This is a genomic window from Acinetobacter equi (assembly GCF_001307195.1).
In the GTDB taxonomy this organism is placed as follows: Bacteria; Pseudomonadota; Gammaproteobacteria; order Pseudomonadales; family Moraxellaceae; genus Acinetobacter; species Acinetobacter equi.
Window position 1 is genome coordinate 2,277,431 of record NZ_CP012808.1, and the last position, 23,201, is coordinate 2,300,631.

Sequence of the window (23,201 nt, forward strand, 5' to 3'; positions counted from 1 at the left end):
CATGAAACTATCATCACAAAAAGGTTTTACTTTGGTTGAGTTAATGGTGGTGATTGTGATTGTTTCGATAGTTGCATCACTTATTTTGGTTAATATGGATAGTATTGATCATCGTAAAGTGATGCAGGCAAGAGAAGTTTTGATTATGGATTTACAGCGAGTTGCACGTGAATCTCAGGATCAATCTAAAATTTTAGCATTATCTTTAAATCCATCAATAGAGAATAATAATTATCAATATAAGATTGTGGAGTACATTCCATTTGAAAAGTCTTCAAAAAAACCTCTGATTCAATTGGATCAACAATGGTTGTTTTATAAAGAATTTAAAGCTCGAGAATTGCCAAATGATGTTTATGTGCAAATTACACCAACACAATACATATTTGAAAATGCTGGGAATCAAGACTTATTAAATGATAGAGCACCGAAGTTGATTTGGTTGGGTAATGGTGAAGTTAAACCCGTTACAATTCAGTTTTATCATCGGCAAAAACCAATTGGCGCAGAAATTAAAATTGATTATTTAGGTAAAATTCATGCAAGTTAGAGGATTTACCTTGCTTGAGGTAATGGTTGCATTAGCAATTTTTGCAATCGCTGCTTTGGCTTTAACGCAAGTTGCAATGCAATACACACAAGCGACATACAATTCTGAATTAAAAACAAAAGCACACTTTGTTGTATCGAATGAACAAGCATTGATGGAAATTAATCAAATATGGTTAACAGGATTAGATTCTAAGCAGGTTACACAACAGGGGGTAACATGGCAAATAGATAAAAAAAGTGAGCCTACCATTAGTGAAAATGTGCAACGTATAGATATTCACGTTAGTTTGTTTAATAATGAAACAGCTAAAGTGGAAAATGGTATTACTGATTCAATTTTCTTTAATCGTCGTGTTGTGCAGGAAACGCCATGATACGAAAAAAATTGGGTTTTACGTTAATAGAATTATTGATTGCAATTGCTATTTTTGCTGTTTTATCCGCATTAGGCTGGAAGGTGTTTGATCATATTGCACATGTAAAAGATCGAAATATGGTTCGGGAGAAAATGTTAATAGATTTACAAACAGCCTATCAAGTTATATTAAAAGATAGTTTGCAAATAATCCCAATTGCAGCAAATATAAATAATCAAATGCAACCATCGTTGATACTCGAAAATAATAGATTAGTTTTTAATAAAGCAGGTGTTGTGGACCCTTTGCAGCAAGGAAAGTCACCCTTTGAGCGAATTGAGTATCTTTATAATGAAAATGAGAAGTCAGTTTTACGGTTGAAATATCAAAATTTAAATCATGCAGGCAATGATATACCGGAAAGTAGTGTATTTTTACGTAATGTTGATGAGTTTAGGGTTGAGGTTTTAAATCCTGATGCATTGGTTGTATGGCCAATGAGTCAAAATGTAGAAGCTCAAGATCAGATTGTCGGTGAATTACCCAAAGGGATAAAATTTGATATTACACAAAATGGTGTAAAGTATGAGTGGATATTTAGTTTGTTAAATACAGAGTATTTAAAGACTTTGAAAAATACTAATTCGACGCTAATAACCTCTGAGAATAGATCCTCATCAAACCAGAATTTAACGAATAGGTAGGATTGTGGATAATATCTGATGCAAAAAATTAGAATAATTAGAGTTTAGTTATGAAAAAACAACAAGGAATTGCGCTTATTACAATTTTAGTGATGGTTGCGTTGGCGACAATCCTTGCAGCAACAATTGTGAAATATCAAACAAATACAAGAGAAAACACGGATTACTTAAAGCGTCAAAGTCAGGCATTGTTATATGCAAAAAGTGCTGAATCTTTCTTTCAAGAAATATTAATAGATGATGCAAAAAATGCAGGAGAGGTTGATCATTTAAATGAAACTTGGGCAAAACCTATACCTACTTTCCCAATAGATGGTGGAACTATAACGGGTGTTTTAGAAGATGAGTCGGGGAAGTTTAATTTAAATCGATTGTTGAAAGAAGATGGTTCTGTGAATGAATCTGCAAAAGCATGGTTTGAAAAATTACTCATACGTGTTGGGCTGCAAGCACAGTTGGTTGAAGCTGTAATAGATTGGCAAGATGCTAATGATGAACCAGTAGGTTCCATGGGGGCAGAATCTTCATACTATGCTGGATTTAAAGGGCGTAATTTACCCTCCAATCAAAAGTTTTTTAATGTAGAGGAATTGCGGCAAGTGAGAGGTTTCGAAGGAGATGCATATGATCTTATAGAGCTATATATCACAGCGCAACCTAAAACGGAAACAGCCGTAAATGTGAATACAGCATCGGGTTTTTTGATTGCGAGTATGCATCCTCAATTAGATGCTCTGGCAATTCAAAGTGAGTTGGATAGAAGAAAGCAAAATTTGCAATATTTTAAAAATGTTGATGATTTATGGTCTTTAGATTCGATGCGAGGCATAGATAATGAAACTAAAAAAGCAGTTACGCCTTTACTAGGAGTTAAGTCAAATTTCTTTAAAGCAAAAATTGAAGTATTTTTACATGAAAGAAAAAGGCAGTTTACGAGTTATTTTGTGCGTGATAATCAGAAGATATACATTCATCATCGTAGTTTAAGTCCCTTTTTACCCTTAGTAATATCCAAATCATTGGATTGAAAAAATATTTCAATTCATGATGTGTTTATTCAATCAATGTAAACAGTAAAATTAATGTGCGGAAATATACTTTTGCTTTATAATTGGAAATAATATTAAAGATTGTGGATTACATTACGGCCATATGATCATTCGTAAGTTATTTAAGTTTGAAAATGCACATATTGTGCGCAATTGCACGTCGGATCGTTGCAAGCGTTCAATTCATGGTCATAGCTATAAAGTTGAGTTGCTACTAAAAGCATCTAAGTTAGATCATGGTCAAATGGTTTATGACTTCGGATTGCTTAAGGGTGTAATTAAAGACTTATTTGATGCTTTTGATCATGCAATTTGTTTTTGGCAGAATGATAGCCAAGACTATATTGAAGCTTGTCAAAAGTTTAGTGCGCGTTGGGTATCTTTACCCGTTTCACCATCAGCAGAACAATTTTCCCGTATATTTTTTTATTTAGCTCAACAAGTTTTAGCATCTACAGAAACGCAAAATGGTGAAGGTGATGTTGAGGTATATTCAGTTATTGTGCATGAAACTGATACTGGATATGCACAAAGCTTTTTAGAAGATATACAAAATGAGCAAATGGGCATTTTAGCTTTAGATCAAATTGTATTTTCAGAGCAAATTCAGTCAGAATGGGCAGATCCTCAGCTTTACGAAAAGTTGAAAAATGGGATTAAATTTCAAAACCCGACTGTTACATTACAAGTAAATGTTTAAATTGATAATATAAGGAATTAGGAACACAAATATGTCTTTGACTGATCAGCAACTTGCTAAATTAGAAAAAGTCCAATTGGATGCAAGTTGGAAAGTGGGCTTGAGTGATTTTTTATTAAGCCAAAAAATGGATGAGTTAAAAGCATTTTTAGTTCAGGAAAAGCAGGCTGATAAAGTGATCTATCCGCCTAGTTCTCTTATATTTAATGCACTAAATATAACACCTTTGTCACAAGTGAAGGTGGTCATTATTGGACAAGACCCTTATCATGGACCCAATCAGGCACATGGTTTAAGCTTTTCAGTACAGCAGGGTGTTGCTGTACCGCCATCTTTACGTAATATTTTTCATGAATTACAAACAGATTTAGGTGTTCCTGTTTCTAAGCATGGTGATTTAACAAAATGGGCTGAACAAGGTGTATTATTATTAAATAGCGTGCTTACTGTCGAGGCAGGACAACCTACATCACATCAAAAACGTGGTTGGGAAGACTTTACAAATCATGTAATTGATGTTTTAAATGAGCAACGTGAAAATATTGTGTTTATTTTATGGGGTGCATATGCACAGCGTAAAGGGCAGCGTATAGATCCCAATAAACACTTGGTATTGAAGGCCGCACATCCATCACCATTAGCTGCAAATCGCGGTGGTTTTTTTGGATGTAAAGTTTTTTCAAAAACAAATAACTATCTTAAACAACATGGCATTGAGCCTATAAACTGGCAGCTGGACGCATGACTTATTCTCCCATTTCTAAAACTTATCATTCAGATTTAGTGATAGAAGAAGCTAAAAATGGATGGCGTATTGTTCGTTTGAATCGCCCAAAATCTTTGCATGCTTTAGATGAATCTATTGCTACAGCACTGTTGGAAGTTTTTCAAGATTTTTATGAAGACGACTCAGTAAAAGCAATTTGGTTGGATTCAACAACACCGAAAGCATTTTGTGCTGGTGGTGATGTTCGTAAGCTTCGTCAGCTTGTTATTAATGATGAGGTTGATGTTGCTAAAAAGTTCTTTGCTCAAGAATATGCACTAGATCTTCTATTACATAATTATGCTAAACCTATTGTTGTTTGGGGTGAAGGTTATGTAATGGGTGGTGGTTTAGGTTTGTTTATGGCGGCACCATTTAGATTGGTTACACCATATTCACGGTTAGCAATGCCTGAGATTAATATTGGTTTATATCCAGATGTTGGTGCGACTCGTTTCCTTGCAGATCGTGGTGCGATTGGCTTGTTTACAGGATTAACAGGGTCAATTATGACAGCTGCGGGGGCATATGGTATTGGTTGGGCAACACATATTTGTGATACAACACGTGATGCTGTATTGGATAAAGTAATCAATATTGATTGGAATCATTATCCAGCAGGTGATTTTAGAGCGATTGATGATACTTTAAATAGTTTGCATCGACCTGTTGGTCCTGGACCATTGCAAAACTCATTAGACACGATTCATAGTATTTGTCGTGGCGTGAAGTTTGAAAATGATTATGAGTCTATTATTGGCTTAAGTGATGCAAGAAGTGATTGGTTGCGCCAAGCAAGTGAAAACTTACAAAAAGGTTCACCAACAACAGCTGCTTTGACATGGTTACTTTGGCAGTGGGGCAAGCAAGTTCATTCATGGAATGAAGTATTTGAGCTCGAGGAGCAAATTTCTGATTGGAAAATACAGCATCCTGATTTTGTTGAAGGTGTGCGTGCTCGTTTGGTAGATAAAGATTTATCACCAGAATGGTATCAAGGTGATGATATTTCCTTGAAAGGAATATTAGGTAGAAATCCACCAGTTACTACTATTGAAAGTTGGAATATGCTTCTTAAACACCATGGTGTAATCGATTAAAGAATGGTTGATGATTACTCAGATGAATATTGGATGCAGTTTGCTTTTGAGCAAGCTGCATTAGCATCAAGTCGACAAGAAATTCCTGTTGGTGCAATTATTGTTAGTGATAATAAAATTATTGGATCTGGTTTTAATACGCCTATTTCTTTACATGATCCTACTGCGCATGCAGAAATTCAAGCTATACGAGATGCGTGTTTGAATATTAGGAATTATAGATTACCAGAAGATGCTATGATGTATGTTACTTTAGAGCCATGTACTATGTGCGTTGGGGCTTTGATTCATGCAAGAGTAAAAAGAATTGTTTTTGGCGCAACTGAATCAAAAGCAGGATCACTTGTGAGTGCACGACAATTATTAAATTCTGGTTATTATAATCATGTTTTTGAGTTTGTTGGAGGATGCATGGAGCAGCAATGTTCACATCAATTATCTACATTTTTTAAGCAACGACGTGCGCAAAAGAAGGTGGAAAAACAGCGCCAAGTGGCGAATAATCAAAGCTTGTAAAGATGTGAAGATATTTCATAAAATAAATCAACTCAGGCTTGTTTTTTTATGTGCTAGAGTTTGTTTGTAAAATTGAAAAATGAAGTAAATATTGGAAAATTAATGACAGTTAAAATTATTACAATTGATGGTCCTAGCGGTTCGGGTAAGGGGACGCTAGCAGCAAAACTTGCTGAACGCTATCAATTTCATCTTTTAGATTCTGGGGCTTTGTATCGTATATTGGGATTATCTTTAAGTAAGAAAAACTTAATTGAGAGTCTAGATTCTCAGCTTGAAAAGGCTGTTGATATCGCTATAAATCTTGATATTAAATTTGTAGTGGGTGAACAAGGGACTCAGATTCTTTTAGATAATGAAAATGTAACAAACACCATTCGAACAGAGGTAGTTGGTGAGCTAGCGTCTAAGGTTGCAGCTATTCCAGAGCTAAGACAGGCTTTAGTTGCTCGTCAAAATGCCTTTGCGCAAGAGCCAGGCTTAGTTGCAGATGGTCGAGATATGGCAACAGCAATATTCCCTCAAGCACAAGCAAAAATATATTTAACAGCTTCGGCTGAATCTAGAGCACAACGCCGTGTAAATCAGTTGCAGGCGATGGGTCTAGATGTTAAAATAAGCGATATTTTAGCTAATATAGAAGCTCGAGATAAGCGTGATATGGAGCGCGTGGTTGCTCCACTTAAGCCAGCTTCAGATGCTTATATAATAGATAGTTCAGAATTGTCTATTGATGAAGTATTTGAGCTGATGACGACTTATATCGATCAACAATTAGTAAATTAACAAATTCAGCGTGCGCATAGCTTGATCAGTTCTTATGGACTATGCAAACGCTTAACTAAACCGGCCTTGTCTGATCCAAGACCGCAGATTTTACTAGGTATATCATGACCGAATCTTTTGCAGCCCTCTTTGAAGAAAGCGAATTAAACCTCAACGTTGAAAAGGGTGCTGTCATCCAAGGCGTTGTAGTAAGCATCGACTCTGACTGGGTAACTGTTGACACTGGCCTTAAATCTGAAGGTGTTGTTGACCGTGCTGAATTCTTAAATGAACAACGTGAACTAGAAGTTCAAGTTGGTGACACTGTAGACGTTGTTGTTGAAGCTCTTGACAACGGTATGGGTCAAACAGTTTTATCACGTGAAAAAGCTAAACGTGCTGAAACTTGGACTAAACTTGAAAAAATCTTTGAAGATGGCGAAATCGTTACTGGTGTTATTTCTGGTAAAGTTAAAGGCGGTTTCACTGTTGACATCGGTCCAGTTCGTGCGTTCTTACCAGGTTCTTTGGTAGACACTCGTCCTATCCGTGATACTACTCACCTTGAAGGTAAAGAGTTAGAATTCAAAGTAATCAAACTTGATGCTAAACGTAATAACGTTGTTGTATCTCGTCGTGCTGTTATGGAAGCTGAATCTTCAGCTGACCGTGAAGCTCTTCTTGCTCAGCTTGAAGAAGGTCAAACAGTTACTGGTACTATCAAGAACCTTACTGATTACGGCGCGTTCGTTGATCTTGGTGGTATTGATGGTCTTCTTCACATCACTGATATGGCTTGGAAACGCATCAAGCACCCTTCAGAAGTTGTTGAAGTTGGTCAAGAAGTTACTGTTAAAGTACTTAAATTTGACAAAGAGCGTAACCGCGTATCTTTAGGCCTTAAACAATTAGGCGAAGATCCATGGTTAGCGATCATGAGCCGTTACCCTAAAGGTTCTATCGTTAAAGCTCGTGTTACTAACTTAACTGACTACGGTTGTTTCGCTGAAATCGCTGAAGGCGTTGAAGGCTTAGTACACGTTTCAGAAATGGACCACACTAACAAAAACATCCACCCATCTAAAGTAGTTCAGATCGGTGACGAAGTTGATGTTATGGTTCTTGAAGTAGACGAAGAGCGTCGTCGTATTTCTCTTGGTATCAAACAAACTCGTGCTAACCCATGGGAAGAGTTTGCTAAGAACCACGACAAAGGCGAAAAAGTATCTGGTACTATCAAGTCAATCACTGACTTCGGTATCTTCATCGGTTTACCAGGTGGTATCGATGGTCTAGTTCACTTGTCTGATATTTCTTGGAACGAACAAGGCGAAGAAGCTATCCGTCGTTACAAGAAAGGTGACACAGTTGAAGCGGTTATCCTTTCAGTTGACGCTGAAGGCAACCGTATCAGCCTTGGTATCAAGCAATTGAACAATGATCCGTTCAATGATTTCTTAGCTACTAATGAACGCGGTGCGCTTGTTAAAGGTACTGTAACTGCAGTTGATGCTAAAGGCGCTACTGTTAAGTTAGCTGATGAAGTTGAAGCAACTCTTAAAGCATCTGAAATCAATCGTGATCGCGTTGAAGATGCGACTAAATTCTTAGAAGTTGGTCAAGAAGTTGAAGCTAAGATCATCAATGTTGATCGTAAATCTCGCTCTATCAACTTGTCTATCAAAGCGAAAGACGAAGCTGAAGAGAAAGAAGCTGTTGCTAACTTGAAAACTACAGCTACTGGTCAAGACAATGGTCCAAAAACTATTGGTGACTTGATTAAAGCGCAAATGAATCACTAAAATAGTATGTGTGAAATGTATTGTTAATGTAATTTAATTAATACCTTTTACATAAATACTGTAAACGGTAGCGTAGTATTAACGTATTGCGCTACCGTTTTGTATTTAAACAGGTTATTATCAGTTATAATTTTAATTAAGCTTGATAATATAAAGAGGTCGTAGATGACTACTGAAGCACTTAATAAGTCTGACTTAATAGAGCGTATTTCTCTAAAAAATCCACATTTAGCTGAACCATTAGTGGAAGAAGCTGTTAAGATAATGATTGATCAAATGATTGCATCATTATCTGCTGATGACAGAATTGAAATTCGTGGATTTGGAAGTTTTGCACTCCATCATCGTGAACCAAGAGTAGGTCGTAATCCGAAAACTGGTAAATCTGTTGAAGTGGCTGCAAAGTCTGTTCCGCATTTTAAACCTGGAAAGGCACTGCGTGATGCTGTGAACGAATCAGCTCAAAAATAACAATTTAACGGGGTGTCTATGCGCTATGTTTTAGTCTTATTATTAATCGTTATATTTGGATATGCGTTGGCTTTAGTACTTCAAAATAGTACAGAAGTTTCAGTGGACCTTTTATTCTCCCAAGTGCCTGCAATGCGTTTAGGGTTGTTGCTATTATTAACTTTAGCACTAGGCATAATTGTTGGTTTGCTACTAGCTGTTCAAATTTTCCGAGTTTTCCAAACAAATTGGGAAATTAAAAGACTACGTAAAGACATTGATCATCTTCGTAAAGAACAAATTCATACTGCACAGCTCGCTGCTGCTGAAGCTGTTGCAAATGCAAATACAAAACATGAAAAGACGGTATTGGATGTTGTGGAAGAACCACGTAATTCTAATCATTTGTGATTGTGTTTGATTTTTATCTCCCATAAGATTTTTAAATAAATCAGAAACACCTTAAGAATAAGTTCTTAGGGTGTTTTCTTTTATATGGGTTTTATGTTGTTTAGGATGTGTTTCATCATATAATAGGTGTAATTTATCTGTCCGAAGGGAAATTCTTTTGAGTATCATTGTTGCACTGGATGCTAAAAGTCAATACGACGCGCTAACGATAGCTGAACAGCTTGATCCTGCTTTATGTCGAGTTAAGGTAGGTAAAGAACTATTTACACATGAAGGTCCAAATGTTGTAAAAGCCTTACATGATCAAGGCTTTGAAGTTTTTTTAGATTTAAAATTTCATGATATTCCGAATACAACAGCGCAGGCTGTATGTGCTGCTGCAGATATGGGTGTATGGATGGTTAATGTTCATGCTTCAGGCGGTCGAAAAATGATGGAAACTTGTGTGGAGCGTTTAAAAGCAGGGAGTTATAAAACACAGCTTATTGCAGTGACTGTTTTAACTTCTATGGAACGTGAAGACTTAGCTGATTTGGGGTTAGATGTTGAACCTTTTGAGCATGTACAGCGTTTGGCTAAGCTGACAAAAGATAGTGGTTTGGATGGCGTTGTTTGTTCAGCTCAAGAAGCTAAAATGTTAAGAGATACTCTGGGGCAGGATTTTGCTTTAGTTACACCGGGTATTCGTCCTGAGGGTTCTAATGCAGATGATCAAAAACGTATTGTGACACCAAAACAAGCAATGTTGGATGGATCTACACATTTAGTTATTGGTCGACCAATAACTAAATCTGACCATCCACGTCAAACATTAAAAGAGATTTTAGCAACTCTTTGATTATTAAAATTAATAACATGTTTGTATCGAGGGTTAATTTTTAATAATAATTTAACCTTCGATTTTAAGAATATTTATTATTGAGAGAAGATATAATTAGGTTATGGATAAATATTTAATTGTTCTTTTAGTCTTTATTTTTTGCGTTATTTTAGTGATATATACCCAAAAAGGTGAATCTAAATCTAAGGAGCCAAAATCGTTAAGAGATAAAGTCCTGCGTGCATTTCCTGCATTTAACGTTGTAGAAAAATTTAATACTATTGTGATTTATGGGTTAAATGAAAGGCAGGAGGAAGAAGAGTTTGTGACGATTCGTATAGATGAACATCAACAAAAAAATATTCGCTTATATGGGCGAATGATGATTGTGACTTATTCTAAAGAACCGTCAGAAAGAGAGCTGAAGAAAGATTTATCACAGCATTTGATGCAGACATAATTTATCTGCGACGGCTTCCTCGGCTACGACCACGAGCCATACCTCCAAGCGCATTTAGCAAGGCAAGTTTAGTTATACTGCCTGATGCATGTGCATGACAAATAGCAGCTGCTAGGGCATCAGCAGCATCTGCTTGAGGTTTAATACTTAAATCTAATAATCGCATGACCATCATTTGTACTTGTTCTTTATCTGCTGCACCGTAGCCTACAACAGACTGTTTAATTTGCCGTGCAGTGTATTCTGCTACTTGTAGATCTAAATTAACGAGTGCTGCAATTGCAGCACCACGAGCTTGACCGAGTTTTAATGCTGAGTCAGGGTTTTGAGCCATAAACACTTGTTCAACAGCTGCTTCAGTTGGCCCATGAAATTTAACAATACGATCTACACCTGCAAAGATTCGTTTAAGGCGCTCAGGCATTTCGGTTGTTTCGGTACGAATGGTGCCTGCATCAACAAAACGAAGTTTTGAACCATCTTTCTCGATAATTCCATAACCAGTTAAGCGAGAGCCGGGATCAATACCGATAATTAATGACATAATAGCCCTTTAAAAATAATATAATGCCCATATTGTTACATAAGCGTATCAGAAAAGCTTGATAGTGATTAAGCAATTGATGACGAATCCTTAGTTAATTTATTGAGATTAGATTAATTTTTATGAAATTATTTCTTATTTTGTTCGTAGGCTTAATCCTAGAAATTCTGGTCTGGATTGGTGTTGGTGATTTAGTTGGAAGCATGTGGTATGTGTTCTTCTGGTTTGTTGCGGCATTTTTTATCGGTCTAAATATGATTCGAAAATATTCAGCTGGCGTTATGCCACAGATGCAACAGATGCAGATGGGTGGTGATCCTGCTTTAACGAACAATTTACCTAAAATTATTGCAGGTTTCTTGTTGATGATTCCTGGATTAATTACCGATGTTTTAGCATTGCTTATTTTGATTCCTGGTATTCAAAACCTATTTAAAAATATGGCAATGAATATGATGATGAAACGTCAACAGGATATGATGAATAAGATGATGGGTGGCATGATGGGGGATATGAATGGCATGGGCGGAGCTCAAGGTCAAAATCCTTTTGAAGATATGATGCGCCAAATGCAGGATATGCAAAACCAGCAAAATGGACGAGGTGACTCAACTATTATTGATGGTGAAGCAAGGGAGATTACTCCCGAAGCTAAACAGATTGAGATGAAAGATATCAATCCTAAGTAAATGAGTGTTAAAAGCTGAACAATCGTTCAGCTTTTTTTATAAAAAAATTACACGAATTGAAACAAGGATTTATAATCCCTCTAATTTTTTAGACATGGTCTGATTGATGTCATTGCTTTTAACGATTTGTATGCTGCACTTTGTGGCTCAACTTAGCCCGGGACCAGATGTGCTACTTATTGCCAAAAGTGCGGCATCAATGACAAAACTAAATACCCTTAAAATTATTTTAGGGATTTCTGTTGGTATTGTTGTTTGGGTGATTTTAACATTATCTGGATTTACATTACTTATTGCTGAATTCCCTTGGATTCAGTACATACTGATGTTTGTTGGTGGATTTTTTCTAGCTAAAATGGGTTGGGGGATGCTGACTTATGGTATTAAAACAGTAAAAAAAGATGTTAATTGGGACTCTAGTGAACAAATTAAAAGTCAGAATTATTTTTTAATGGGTTTATTTACAAATTTATCTAATCCCAAAACGTTAATTTATTTTAGTAGTGTTTTTTCTTTGGCATTAGGGTCTTCTGCATCTGATCATCTTAAAACATATTTAGCAATTATTATTCCAATACAAACTTTTTTAGTTTTTGCATTATTTATGTTGGTTTTATCTTTACCTAAAATTAAACGAATTTATCGTCAATCTAGTAGTTATATTGATATTATTTCTGGTACATTATTTTTGATTTTTGCAATTTGGTTATGGTACGACGTTTTATTAATGATTTAGCTCATCATCTAATGGTCTACTAGGTTTAATATTATCTGAAACATCAGTTTTCATGTGTTCAATTTTTTGAGTGTTTTTATAACGGTTAGGTTTGAGGGTGGTTTCAGTATTTTCTGAACCACTATAAGTATGGCTGCGGTTCGCTCTTTCTCTTAAACCACCTTTTTTAATGAGTTGAACCATTTTAAACCTTTGAGTCAATATTTAATAATGATTATAAAATGAAATAAGAAAAAGAAGAAATGAATTTAATTTTATTATTTATTTTATCACTTAAAAAATAAAAGCCCATATGGGGCTTTTATTTGAGTCTTTATCATAATTAGATCTACCACATCAGATCATCTGGAATGACATATGCTGCATATGGGTCTTCTTCATCTGTAGTTGCTGTATCATTGGATTGTGAATTGTTTACGAGAATAAATCCTTCCATTTTTGAATTTATACGATCTGCAAGTGCTTTAGGTAGAATCGCATATCCATCATTTTCTTTAGCTATAACTAAGCTACCCGCAACAAGGGCATTGTAAATTTGTTGATTGATATAAATTTTCTTAATTTTATTTTCATCAATAAATTGGTATGAAATTTCGCCATCAGTATTTCTGATTTTATGCTGATTAATCATTTGGACGATAGTAGCATTCAGTTCTTTTTCTTGCAATTGTGCTTTTTTAGCTTGTTCAATTGCAAGATCTTTTGCTTGTTTTTCAAGTTTGTCTTGCTCAATCTTTGCTTTAATTTCAGCTTCTTTACTTTCACCAGTACGCTTTTCATGAACTGCCTGTTTTGAAAGCTTTTTGGCTTTTTTGTTATCGACGAGACCTGCCTTTAACAACTGAGCTTGTAATGCATTTTTAACCATGAGAAATGACAAACCTATGAATGGATTTTTTGATAACGAAGGTAAATAATCCAGTAAATTAAGCTTAAACTAATACTTAATATTGCTGGGATGAGAAACGCATTAAATTGTAATACAGGAGCTGCTATAGCCGCAATTATGCCACCTATGAAAAAACCTGCAAGAATGAGTAAATGAAGTAATACTCGTCGATTACTGACACTTAATCCTCTAAGTTTATAACCTAATGCTAATCCCAAATCTGTTAAAACACCTGATAAATGTGTTGTTCTTATAATGGTGCCTTTGTAGTGGCTGATCATGGCATTTTGCAAGCCCATTGCAGCACATGCCCATAAAAGTCCATAGCGAGGAAAATACGGAATAAATACCCAAGAAAGTAAAATAAATAAAGCCACTAAACTCATTGGTAGCCCATATAGGCGACCGAATTTAAAGTGGCTATTACCTAGAATGAGCCCACTATACATAGAGCCAAGAATATAACTTAATACAACAAGTGCTAGGTATAGGAGGACATCAGGTTTCCATTCGATGAGTGCCATTGCAAATATACTGACATTACCTGTCATATGCGAGACAGCTTGGTGTAGTACGGTAACTAAGCCAAGCACATTAATCATTCCAGCATTAATTGCAAGAAAGAAAACACCAAATTGTAACCAGTATGGCAAACTTTGAAATGGCATAACTCATTAAAAATAAATTAAAAATTGTAGTCTATATTACTTTAAACCACGATCTACTGCAGCAGTAAATAAGACATCAGTCGATGAGTTTAATGCAGTTTCTGTTGAATCTTGCAGAACACTAATCACCATACCAATTGCAACGACTTGCATAGCAACATCGGTTGAAATACCAAATAAACCACAAGCAACAGGAATTAGTAATAATGAACCACCTGCAACGCCTGAAGCACCACAAGCAGAAATTGTTGCAACGACTGATAGAATAAGCATTGTTGTGAAGTCAACAGGAATGCCTAAAGTATGTACAGCAGCTAATGATAAGACGGTGATAGTAACAGATGCGCCAGCCATATTAATTGCAGCACCTAAAGGAATTGCAACACTAGCGGTTGATTCAGGAATACCTAAGCGTTTTGCTAAGTCTAGGTTCACAGGAATATTTGCAGCAGAACTACGTGTGAAGAATGCGGTAATGCCACTTTCACGTAAACATTGGAAAACAAGTGGATATGGGTTACTGCGAGTGACAACAGCAACCATAACTGGATTAATCACAAGTGCAACAAAAGCCATAGAGCCGAGTAATACAGCAAGTAAGTGACCATAGCTTACAAGTGTTTGCATGCCAGAATCGGCAAAAGTTACTGCAACTAAACCAAAAATACCGAAAGGGGCAAAGCTAATTACTAAACGGATTACTTTATTTACAGCTTCTGCCGCATCAGTTAAGAATAGTTTTGTGGTTTCTGATGAATGACGGAAAGCTAAACCCAATGCAACTGACCACGCTAAAATACCAATAAAGTTTGCTTCACTAATTGCTGAAATTGGATTGGAAACAAAACTAAGCACTAAATTCTTTAAAATTTGCGCTAGGCTGTCTGGAGCTAAAAGAGTCGTATTTGCTGGTAGGTCTAGTAATAATGTACTTGGGAATATTTTACTTGCAATCACAGCACTGAGTGCAGCGAGAAACATACCTAAGCCATACATCACCATAATAGGTTTGACGTAAGCATTATTCCCACCAATTTTAAAGTTAGCAATTGAAGAAAGTACAAGTACAAATACTAAAATTGGTGCAACAGATTTTAAAGCTTTAATGAATAATTCACCAAGTAAGCTTAGGTATGGTGTTGCAGAAGGAAAAACAATTGCTACGAATATACCAAGAATAATTGCGATGATAATACGTTGTACTAAACTCAGTCGCATGAAAGCAGAAAACATAATGGGAGCCTTGTCAGAAACTACGAAGACAAATAAAAATTAGTCGCTATTTTATACTAAAAGCTGGATTGCCAAAAATACTTTTAATATTAAATTTAAGTGATTATTTTTACACGTAAAAAATCCATTTTTACGATATTTTTCTTTTAAAATGATCGTAAAAAAATAATACCAAATAACATTTGTATATGAATTAGTCAGATCATTTTTATTTTTCCTTTTTTGATAACTGTTGAATTGCTTGATAATGTGTCAAATAAATAAAGCCATTCATATGATTTATCCAATTGGATTGTTTAAGCTTGTCCATTACAGGACCTTTAACCTCAGATAAATGCAATTTAATATGGAGTTTGGTTAATTCTATATCAAATTCTTCCAACATTTCCAATGCACTTAAGTCAATAGAGCTAATACTTGAGCAGTTGATGATAACGTGTTGAAGTTCTTTCTTTTTACTTACTTCATTAATCAAGAAATCTTTTAATGTATGTGTATTTAAAAAAGTTAAACTTTCATCTATACGAATAGAAAGAATATGCGGATCAGTTTTTACTTGATGTCTTTCAATATTTCTAAAGTGTTGAGTACCTTCAACAAGACCAATTACCGCAATATGTGGGCGACTTATGTTCCATAGAAGTAAAATGAAAGTTGAAATAATACCAATAATTAAACCCGTAGAAATATCGATGCAAACTACACCTAAAAATGTAATCCACATGGCGATTCCATCTACTTTAGAATATTTCCATGTTTCAGAGAAAGATTTGAAATCAACTAGTTTCCAAATAGAAACCATAATAGTTGCAGCAAGTACTGCTAAAGGTAGATCTTTAAAAAAACCTGTAAAATATAGGCTAACAATGACAATAAAAAGTGAGGAAAGTACACCCGCCATTGGTGTTTTAGCGCCTGCATCAGCATTCACCACGGTGCGAGATAAACTTCCTGTGACAGGAAAAGCACTACTTAAACCTGCACTAATATTTGAAATTCCTAAAGCAATGAGTTCTTGATTACTATTTAAATGGCTACGTTGTTGCAATGCTGTAGCTTGTGCAATAGACAGTGATTCAACAAAGCTAATCATAGCAATCATTGTTGCACCAGGAAGAAGCTTAAAAACCAAATCTAAATTCCAAAAAGGCATACTTAATGATGGGAATCCTGAAGGAATTTCTCCTACTGTTTTAATTCCAATATTTTGTAGATGGAAGTAAAAAACAGTAATAATACTTAAAACAACTAAAATTAAAGGAACTGCGCGTGAGATAAATTGATGACCCTTAAATCTGAATTTGATTTTTGGGTGTTGCATAATTTTAGGTAAATAAATTAAAAATAAAATTGCAAATAAGCCGAGAGCTAAACTTGCGAAGTGAATATAGCTAAAATATTGAATAAAGCTTTCAAGGAACTCAATAGCATTATTAGATTGAAGGGGAATATTAAAAATAAATTTTAGTTGCCCGAGTGCAATAAGTAATGCGGAGGCGATGATAAAGCTTTTGATGACAGGATGACTGATGAGCTGAATGAGAAAGCCAAAACGAAATAACCCTAAAAGTAATGAAATAATTCCAACCATCAAAGCAAGTAAACAAGCCGCTTGTATATAAACAGGCGAGCCTAGTTCAAATAAAGGACTAAGTGTTGCAAAAGTCATCATAGAAATAATGGCAACAGGTCCTATAGATAAAGTTGGGCTTCCGCCAAAAATGGCGTAAAGAATCATGGGAATGACGCTAGCATATAGCCCCATAACTGGAGGTAATCCAGCCAACATTGCATATGCCATTGCTTGGGGTACAAGCATGGCAATAACAATCAAAGAGGAGAGTAAATCTGCTTTAAATATATGTTGATTATAATTTTTAAGCCAAATTAAAGCAGGAAACACCTGTTCAGCACGAGATAAGCGTTCTGACATATACTATTCTAAATCATAAATTCTTATATATTATGCATAAAAAAAGCTAAGAAATCTTCTCTATTTCTTAACCTTTTATTTTTAATTAAATAAACTTTTGGTTTAGTTGCGATATTTAATAGTTTATCTAGTTATTACAGTATAAATCATGCAATGTTTGCAGTATTTGAAGCACGCTTTTATCCTTAATACTGTAAAATATTTGTTTCCCATCACGACGAGTTGAAACAACATCACTTTTTCTTAACATCATTAATTGTTGCGATAAAGTTGGTTGATTTATTTTTGTAAGTTGTTCAATTTCAGCAACATTTAATTCTTGTTTTGAAAGAAAACACAGAATGATCAGTCTGTCGGTATTAGCTAGGGACTTTAAAATTCCAACAACTTTTTCAGCTGAATTTTGTACAGATGAAATTTTAAAATCTTCATTCATTTTTTTAACGCCTAGTAAAAAGTGTAAGTATTATAATAACCTATGCAAACTAGTAAAGGGAGAAAACCCATTAATTTTAATGGGTTTTCTTGAAAACAAATATTAGTAAAACTTATGTATTTTTATATATTTATATGATTTATTAGATTTTTTTATTTTCAGTGTGCTTTAATTGCAGTAATTCTCGATCAGTGAAGAAAGTAGAATTATCAATCAAGTTTTGAATTATTGTGTTGTACCAGTTGAAGGAGACATTGAAAATTTGATTAAAATTATTTGATTTAGTGATGATATTTTGTGTGATTTTTATCATACCAATAGCTTGGAGTGTTGTTGTGCAGCTTTTAATGGTTGCACTGTCAAAATAATAACCTGTATTTAGTGCTTGATGACCTGCTAGGCGCTTTAGTGTTGCTTTAGACATTTTTTCTAATGTTTTTGTATCAAGTTCAATTTTTTCAGAATAGAGATCTATGAGTTTTTGAATAAGAATAAAATTGTTCATACTTAAGGACGATAGAGATGCTAAAAGCTCGAATGTTACCTGATTTTGATTTGATTTAATTTGAATATCATCCATAGAAATCCAAGATTTAGACTTAAATTCATTTAGGATGAGATCTAGCTGTTCTGTTAATTCATGATCATGCCATTTCAGGAAAAACTCTTCTTTAATGAATGGATAAACTTTTTCAATAATATGAAGCAGATTTTGCTTAGAAATTTGTTGTACAGATTGAATGATTGATGCAATTGTTGATGCTAAGATAAAGCAATGTAAAATATTATTACTAAAATAGCTTAATAAGATTTTTTGACTTTCTGAGACACGAATATAATGGATAGAATTTTCTGTAATATTTTCTACTTGTTTTAATTTTTGAGCATATTCAATAATTTCAAGACTAGATAATGGTGAAATGATCATTCGCTCATCATATTTCAAATCGATAAGTAGTGCTCTAAAGGCATCAATTTGAGTAATTAAATCAGTTTGCTCAAGTTTAAAATCAGAAGAGTTAAGTAGAATTAACGAAATTAGTGAAATTGGATTAATCACCACTGCTTTATTAATATTTTTAAGAATGTCGTGTGCAATGGTATTAACTGAACTTAAAACGGCTTCCGGTAATGCTTGGTTTTGAGTGGTTGTAATGTTTTGAGCTTTATATTGATCAAGAACATCATCTAAAAATATAGGATCTCCAAAATTAACATGGACTTGACCGAAAACTTTTTCAATTTTACGGACTGAGTTTAGAACTCCCCATAAAGATTCCGCCTCTTTAGGTTTTCCATTAAGTTCGTTTAGATATGATGTACCCTCCATGAGCTTTTCATAACCAAAATAAGTTGGAATAAAAGCAATGGGCTTATTATTGGCTTGCAAATGACTTTCAATAGTCATTGCCAACATACCTTTTTTAGGTGGTAATAAGAGTCCTGTGCGAGAACGACCGCCTTCAATAAAATATTCTAAAGGTGTATTTCGTTGAATGAGACTATTTAAATATGATTTAAATACAGATGTATAAAGTTCATTACCATTAAAGCTTCGACGAATAAAATATGCACCACCACCACGCAGAATTTGACCAACAACAGGTAAATTGAGGTTAATTCCAGCTGCAATGTGTGGAACCATTAATCCACGATTAAAAATGACATAAGATAATAATAAATAATCGATATGACTGCGGTGACAAGGGGTATATACAATCTGATAATCTTTGGCTAATTCACGTACAGTATCAAAATTATGCACTTCAATACCATCGTAAAGTTGTGTCCAGAGTTTTGCTAGCGCAAGTTCTGCAAATCGAAGAGTAGAATAAGAAAAATCAGAAACAATTTCTAAAAAATAGTTTTTTGCACGTGATTCAGCTTCAAACATGCTAATTTTTTGGTCAATACTTTCCTTGCGAATTGCATTTTGTACAACTTCAGTTTTCATGAGCTGATTGATTAAATTTCTACGATCGGATAAGTCAGGTCCGAGAACAGCCTCTTTATAATTGTGAAAGTTTTGATCGAGCTTTTGTACAACAAAATGGGCAGGGGAAAAATTTGGATATTCGACTTTGGCTTGATTAAAAAGTTCTCTTAGTGACAGAGGCTTATGAAACTCAATATAGTTTTCACGACCGTATAAAGAAATATTTAAAGTCTGTTTAATTTTATTCGGTTTTGACCATGCGTCAGCGAAAAGTGCTTTTACCCATGAGTTTTCATATTGAGGAGAACGTCCCCAAAGTACGGTAACAGGTACAAGTTGAATATCATATTGTGGATTTTTTTCTAAAGTTTCAATGAGTCGAAGTAATTTTGCAGAATAATGATAGTCTTCTTGAGATGCATTATTTTCATTCAAAACTAACATACTGTCATCTTCATGAAGTGAATCAAATTCAATTTTTGAAAAAACAGAAGGAAGCCCACGTTGAATTGCTTCTTTGTCAATTAATACCGTATTACTTAAGGAAGCATCTTCAAGTACGTAACATACTTTAGTGTTTTTTTCATGCGAAATATTTTGCTCTAATTCAGCTGTATTTCCCAAAACTTGAGGCGAAACAATTTTATCTAAGATTGTTTTTGTGAGATTTCTATAAATTTTGCTATAACTCTTAGACATGTGTTTACCTAGATGTACCATTTGCATAAATTTTCAGTATTCGTCTGAAATTTTACAATATTCTTCAGATGGATAAAGTGATGATTAATCGTTAAAATATGAGAATGATTAACCATTTATAGAATAACTTTAATCTATTTTATCATGCTATTGAATAAATACTCTAAAGCTATATCGCATTTTGTTGATAGTTAATCATATTTTATTCGATGTAATTTGATGGGAAGTGAATTCTATTTTTTTCATAAGGTAGTATGATAAATGCAATATTATTCATAAGATCATTAGGAACAGATGATGACTACAGATACTGCCTTTGAAACACCAGAAAATTTGGGAATAGCCGTTTATAGTAATAATGCTGATGCGATTGGTAATACACCTCTAATTCGTGTGAATCGTTTAATTCAATCTGCTGCAACTGTTCTTGCTAAAATTGAGAGTCGTAATCCTGCATTTTCAGTAAAAGATCGTGTTGGTGCTGCACTAATTGCTGATGCAGAAAAACGAGGCGTACTTAAGCCTGGAATGCATATTGTTGAACCTACTAGTGGTAATACAGGAATTGCATTAGCGTATGTTGCTGCTGCTAAAGGTTATGAAATTACTTTAACAATGCCAGCAAGTATGAGTATTGAACGTCGTAAAGTATTAAAAGCACTTGGTGCTCATCTTGTCCTTACAGAGCCAGCTAAGGGAATGAAAGGAGCTGTTGAAGAGGCGATTCGTTTAGCAACAGAACAGCCTGAACTTTATTTTTTGCCACAGCAATTTGAAAATCCTGCCAATCCTGCCATTCATGAAGCAACAACAGGTCCAGAGATTTGGGCAGCTACTCAAGGAAAAGTTGATATTTTAGTGGCTGGTGTAGGCACTGGTGGAACGATTACGGGGATTTCTCGTTATTTTGAGAAAGTTAAAAATCAATCAATTTATTCAGTTGCAGTTGAACCTGCTGATTCTCCAATTATTGGTCAGGCAAAACGTGGTGAAGATTTAACACCAGGCCCACATAAAATCCAAGGAATTGGTGCAAATTTTATTCCAAAAAATTTAGATTTAGATTTAGTGGATGAAGTGATTGCAATTGAAAATCAAGAAGCAATTGAATGGGCACGAAATTCAGCAACGAAAGAAGGTATTTTTGTTGGTATTTCAAGTGGTGCAGCATTAGCAGCAGCTGCTAAAATTGCAACACGTCCTGAAAATATAGGTAAAAATATCGTTGTCATTTTACCTGATGCAGGTGAGCGTTATTTATCTTCTGTTTTATTTGAAGATATTAGTACTGATTGAAATATTGAATATAAAAAACCACCTATTTAGGTGGTTTTTCACTTAAAGATAAACTTTATTGCGCAGGCATTTTACTTTGAATAAATGTAAGTAGATCATTATTTTTGTCTACAATCGCTTGAGTATGAATTGCACCTTCAGCAGGCACAAATGTTACATCAACACCCATAGATCTATATTTTTGCTGTAATGCATCTGTTACTGCAAAAGGCACTTCAATATCTTCCGTACCTTGAATAATCATAATTGGAGTATTCATGGCAATATCACCAATTTTACTATTACGGATAGATTGAGCAACAACTTCGCTAGCCATAAAACGATCCATATTTAAGCTATTATAATCATTAATCGATTTATCTGGATTTTCAGTTAAATAGCTAGATATATCTCGTTTAAAACGGTTACGTAATCCATTTTCTGGGTTAAAACTATTTTCTAAACATAAGCCTTCTTCACCCGTTGCTCCTTCGGCTAAGGCAACCATATTTTTAAGACGATCACTTTCATACAAGCTTAATTGATCAAAACGAGGATCAATTGCTTTGAGACTTGTTGTAAAAAATGCACCATATGTCATTAATGTTGCTAAAGCATGAATACTGCCATTTTCACGTTCAGCAATACTTAAACCTGCTGCCTTTTCTTGAGCTTCAATTGCTGCAAGTGTCGCACCAATATTTTGAGCAATATTTTCTAAACCAGATGCAGGTGCCCCAGCTACTGCACCTTTATAACCAGCATCGGGATATTGTGTAATATATTCAGCTGTCCCTAATGATGCTTGTCCACCTTGAGATTGTCCAACAGTCATCCATTCTTTACTTAGAAGATGAGCATAATAAACTTGAGCTGCTTGAACTGCTGCAATAGATGATTTCGCTTGACTTTCTACATTTAAATAAGGGTGTATACCAACAGAACCTAACCCTTCATAATCGGGTGCAATGACTACATAACCAGCATCCAATAAGCTTTTTGCCAATGGGTTTTTAAAGCGAACATTCATTGGGTTTGCAGTTGGGGCACAATCATTTCCAACGCCTAGCGTACCATGTTGCCATACCACAACTTTATAACCACCTGTAGGCTTAGGTGTTTTTGGAAAAAATACAAATGCTGATGTTGTTATGGTATCACCATTGATATTTGGCATTGTATAGTCCATTACCTTCATAGATTGAGCGTTATCTAACGAATCTAGAGTGTATGGGCGTTCCGATACAAAAGTACCAATATAGTGATTTGTTTCCTCTGTAATTGGTGGATTTATATTTGTATTTTCATCATTAATTTCACACCCACTTAGAGCAATGATTGAGCTTAGACAGAGAATAAGAATTTTTTGTTTATACATTAATTTCATGTTGCGATATTTTCCATAATTGTTTATTAAAATCATGAGAATTTATATATAAATAGTTATAAATAAACATAATTTTAAGATAGATATCACATTAAATATAAAGTTGTTTGTTATTTATTAATGTTCTTTTTTTAATGCATTGTGAATATTTGAGAAACACATATTTAAAAATGTTAATGAGTTATCAAAGTGGAGGAGTTGTGTAAATAATTTAAAGGTATAAAAGTTGAAATAAATATATCTATTAATGCGAGGGAGTAAGTCTATTTTTCTTTATTAATATTAAATAACTATTTGGTGATATATATTAAGTATATTTAATCAA

Annotated in this window: 26 protein-coding genes; 17 read left to right on the forward strand and 9 right to left on the reverse strand. The window is 34.5% G+C overall.

Annotated elements, in window-relative coordinates:
- Position 1 precedes the first annotated feature (1 nt).
- From AOY20_RS10865 to AOY20_RS10930, 14 genes are all read left to right on the forward strand, one after another.
- Positions 2–550, forward strand: coding sequence for a prepilin-type N-terminal cleavage/methylation domain-containing protein (locus AOY20_RS10865; RefSeq protein ID WP_054581878.1), 549 nt, complete (start codon positions 2–4; stop codon positions 548–550).
- On the forward strand, positions 540–926 hold the full coding sequence (gspI, locus tag AOY20_RS10870) for a type II secretion system minor pseudopilin GspI (protein ID WP_054581879.1): 387 nt from the start codon (positions 540–542) through the stop codon (positions 924–926). The genes AOY20_RS10865 and gspI overlap by 11 nt, the downstream gene beginning before the upstream one ends.
- Entirely contained in the window at positions 923–1,612 is a 690-nt protein-coding gene (locus tag AOY20_RS10875) for a type II secretion system protein GspJ (protein WP_081403388.1), read from the forward strand. Before gspI ends, AOY20_RS10875 begins: the two co-directional genes overlap by 4 nt.
- Before the next feature lie 50 nt (positions 1,613–1,662).
- Entirely contained in the window at positions 1,663–2,640 is a 978-nt protein-coding gene (gene gspK, locus AOY20_RS10880) for a type II secretion system minor pseudopilin GspK (RefSeq protein WP_054581880.1), read from the forward strand.
- Positions 2,641–2,764: 124 nt separating this feature from the next.
- On the forward strand, positions 2,765–3,361 hold the full coding sequence (locus AOY20_RS10885) for a 6-pyruvoyl trahydropterin synthase family protein (RefSeq protein WP_054581881.1): 597 nt from the start codon (positions 2,765–2,767) through the stop codon (positions 3,359–3,361).
- A 31-nt stretch (positions 3,362–3,392) separates the two neighbouring features.
- Positions 3,393–4,106 carry a uracil-DNA glycosylase gene (gene ung, locus AOY20_RS10890; protein WP_054581882.1) on the forward strand — a complete coding sequence of 238 codons (714 nt, stop codon included), beginning with the start codon at positions 3,393–3,395 and terminating at the stop codon, positions 4,104–4,106.
- A complete protein-coding gene (locus tag AOY20_RS10895) occupies positions 4,103–5,227 on the forward strand; it encodes an enoyl-CoA hydratase/isomerase family protein (RefSeq protein WP_054581883.1) in 1,125 nt (374 codons plus the stop codon). The genes ung and AOY20_RS10895 overlap by 4 nt, the downstream gene beginning before the upstream one ends.
- 3 nt (positions 5,228–5,230) lie before the next feature.
- Positions 5,231–5,743, forward strand: coding sequence for a tRNA adenosine(34) deaminase TadA (gene tadA / locus AOY20_RS10900; protein ID WP_054581884.1), 513 nt, complete (start codon positions 5,231–5,233; stop codon positions 5,741–5,743).
- Between the two features lie 102 nt (positions 5,744–5,845).
- Positions 5,846–6,529: a (d)CMP kinase gene (gene cmk, locus AOY20_RS10905; protein ID WP_054582593.1), complete on the forward strand. Its 684-nt coding sequence runs from the start codon at positions 5,846–5,848 to the stop codon at positions 6,527–6,529.
- 104 nt (positions 6,530–6,633) lie between these two features.
- Positions 6,634–8,310 (forward strand): 30S ribosomal protein S1, encoded by a 1,677-nt coding sequence (gene rpsA / locus AOY20_RS10910; protein ID WP_054581885.1) that lies wholly within the window; start codon positions 6,634–6,636, stop codon positions 8,308–8,310.
- Between the two features lie 165 nt (positions 8,311–8,475).
- A complete protein-coding gene (locus tag AOY20_RS10915; protein WP_054581886.1) occupies positions 8,476–8,781 on the forward strand; it encodes an integration host factor subunit beta in 306 nt (101 codons plus the stop codon).
- Between the two features lie 18 nt (positions 8,782–8,799).
- On the forward strand, positions 8,800–9,171 hold the full coding sequence (locus AOY20_RS10920; protein WP_054581887.1) for a lipopolysaccharide assembly protein LapA domain-containing protein: 372 nt from the start codon (positions 8,800–8,802) through the stop codon (positions 9,169–9,171).
- 157 nt (positions 9,172–9,328) lie between these two features.
- Positions 9,329–10,009: an orotidine-5'-phosphate decarboxylase gene (gene pyrF / locus AOY20_RS10925; RefSeq protein ID WP_054581888.1), complete on the forward strand. Its 681-nt coding sequence runs from the start codon at positions 9,329–9,331 to the stop codon at positions 10,007–10,009.
- 103 nt (positions 10,010–10,112) lie between these two features.
- Entirely contained in the window at positions 10,113–10,451 is a 339-nt protein-coding gene (locus AOY20_RS10930; RefSeq protein ID WP_054581889.1) for a hypothetical protein, read from the forward strand.
- 1 nt (position 10,452) lies between these two features.
- Here the strand turns inward: AOY20_RS10930 and ruvC are convergent, their stop codons facing one another.
- Positions 10,453–10,995, reverse strand: coding sequence for a crossover junction endodeoxyribonuclease RuvC (ruvC, locus tag AOY20_RS10935; protein ID WP_054581890.1), 543 nt, complete (start codon positions 10,993–10,995; stop codon positions 10,453–10,455).
- 122 nt (positions 10,996–11,117) lie between these two features.
- On the opposite strand from ruvC, the gene AOY20_RS10940 reads away from it, so the two are divergent.
- Positions 11,118–11,684: an FxsA family protein gene (locus AOY20_RS10940; RefSeq protein ID WP_054581891.1), complete on the forward strand. Its 567-nt coding sequence runs from the start codon at positions 11,118–11,120 to the stop codon at positions 11,682–11,684.
- 106 nt (positions 11,685–11,790) lie between these two features.
- On the forward strand, positions 11,791–12,420 hold the full coding sequence (locus AOY20_RS10945) for a LysE family transporter (RefSeq protein ID WP_054581892.1): 630 nt from the start codon (positions 11,791–11,793) through the stop codon (positions 12,418–12,420).
- On the opposite strand, the gene AOY20_RS10950 is transcribed toward AOY20_RS10945, so the two are convergent.
- The 7 genes from AOY20_RS10950 to plsB form a co-directional block, all read right to left on the reverse strand.
- Entirely contained in the window at positions 12,409–12,603 is a 195-nt protein-coding gene (locus AOY20_RS10950) for a hypothetical protein (RefSeq protein WP_054581893.1), read from the reverse strand. The genes AOY20_RS10945 and AOY20_RS10950 overlap by 12 nt on opposite strands.
- 145 nt (positions 12,604–12,748) lie before the next feature.
- Complete coding sequence (locus AOY20_RS10955) at positions 12,749–13,288, reverse strand: DUF2058 domain-containing protein (protein ID WP_054581894.1); 540 nt, start codon at positions 13,286–13,288, stop codon at positions 12,749–12,751.
- A gap of 14 nt (positions 13,289–13,302) precedes the next feature.
- The gene (locus AOY20_RS10960; protein ID WP_054581895.1) at positions 13,303–13,977 is read right to left on the reverse strand and encodes a YoaK family protein; all 675 of its coding nucleotides are present in this window, start codon (positions 13,975–13,977) and stop codon (positions 13,303–13,305) included.
- A gap of 36 nt (positions 13,978–14,013) precedes the next feature.
- On the reverse strand, positions 14,014–15,210 hold the full coding sequence (sstT, locus tag AOY20_RS10965) for a serine/threonine transporter SstT (RefSeq protein WP_054581896.1): 1,197 nt from the start codon (positions 15,208–15,210) through the stop codon (positions 14,014–14,016).
- Between the two features lie 208 nt (positions 15,211–15,418).
- Positions 15,419–17,143 carry a SulP family inorganic anion transporter gene (locus AOY20_RS10970; RefSeq protein ID WP_054581897.1) on the reverse strand — a complete coding sequence of 575 codons (1,725 nt, stop codon included), beginning with the start codon at positions 17,141–17,143 and terminating at the stop codon, positions 15,419–15,421.
- A 127-nt stretch (positions 17,144–17,270) separates the two neighbouring features.
- Positions 17,271–17,579: an ArsR/SmtB family transcription factor gene (locus tag AOY20_RS10975; RefSeq protein ID WP_054581898.1), complete on the reverse strand. Its 309-nt coding sequence runs from the start codon at positions 17,577–17,579 to the stop codon at positions 17,271–17,273.
- A 142-nt stretch (positions 17,580–17,721) separates the two neighbouring features.
- Positions 17,722–20,214, reverse strand: a complete 2,493-nt coding sequence (gene plsB / locus AOY20_RS10980; protein ID WP_054581899.1) for a glycerol-3-phosphate 1-O-acyltransferase PlsB — start codon at positions 20,212–20,214, stop codon at positions 17,722–17,724.
- Positions 20,215–20,511: 297 nt separating this feature from the next.
- Here plsB and cysK point away from each other — a divergent pair, with 297 nt between their 5' ends.
- Positions 20,512–21,510: a cysteine synthase A gene (gene cysK / locus AOY20_RS10985; RefSeq protein WP_054581900.1), complete on the forward strand. Its 999-nt coding sequence runs from the start codon at positions 20,512–20,514 to the stop codon at positions 21,508–21,510.
- Positions 21,511–21,565: 55 nt separating this feature from the next.
- Here cysK and AOY20_RS10990 read toward each other — a convergent pair whose 3' ends face one another.
- Complete coding sequence (locus tag AOY20_RS10990; protein ID WP_081403389.1) at positions 21,566–22,876, reverse strand: alpha/beta hydrolase; 1,311 nt, start codon at positions 22,874–22,876, stop codon at positions 21,566–21,568.
- Between the last annotated feature and the right edge of the window lie 325 nt (positions 22,877–23,201).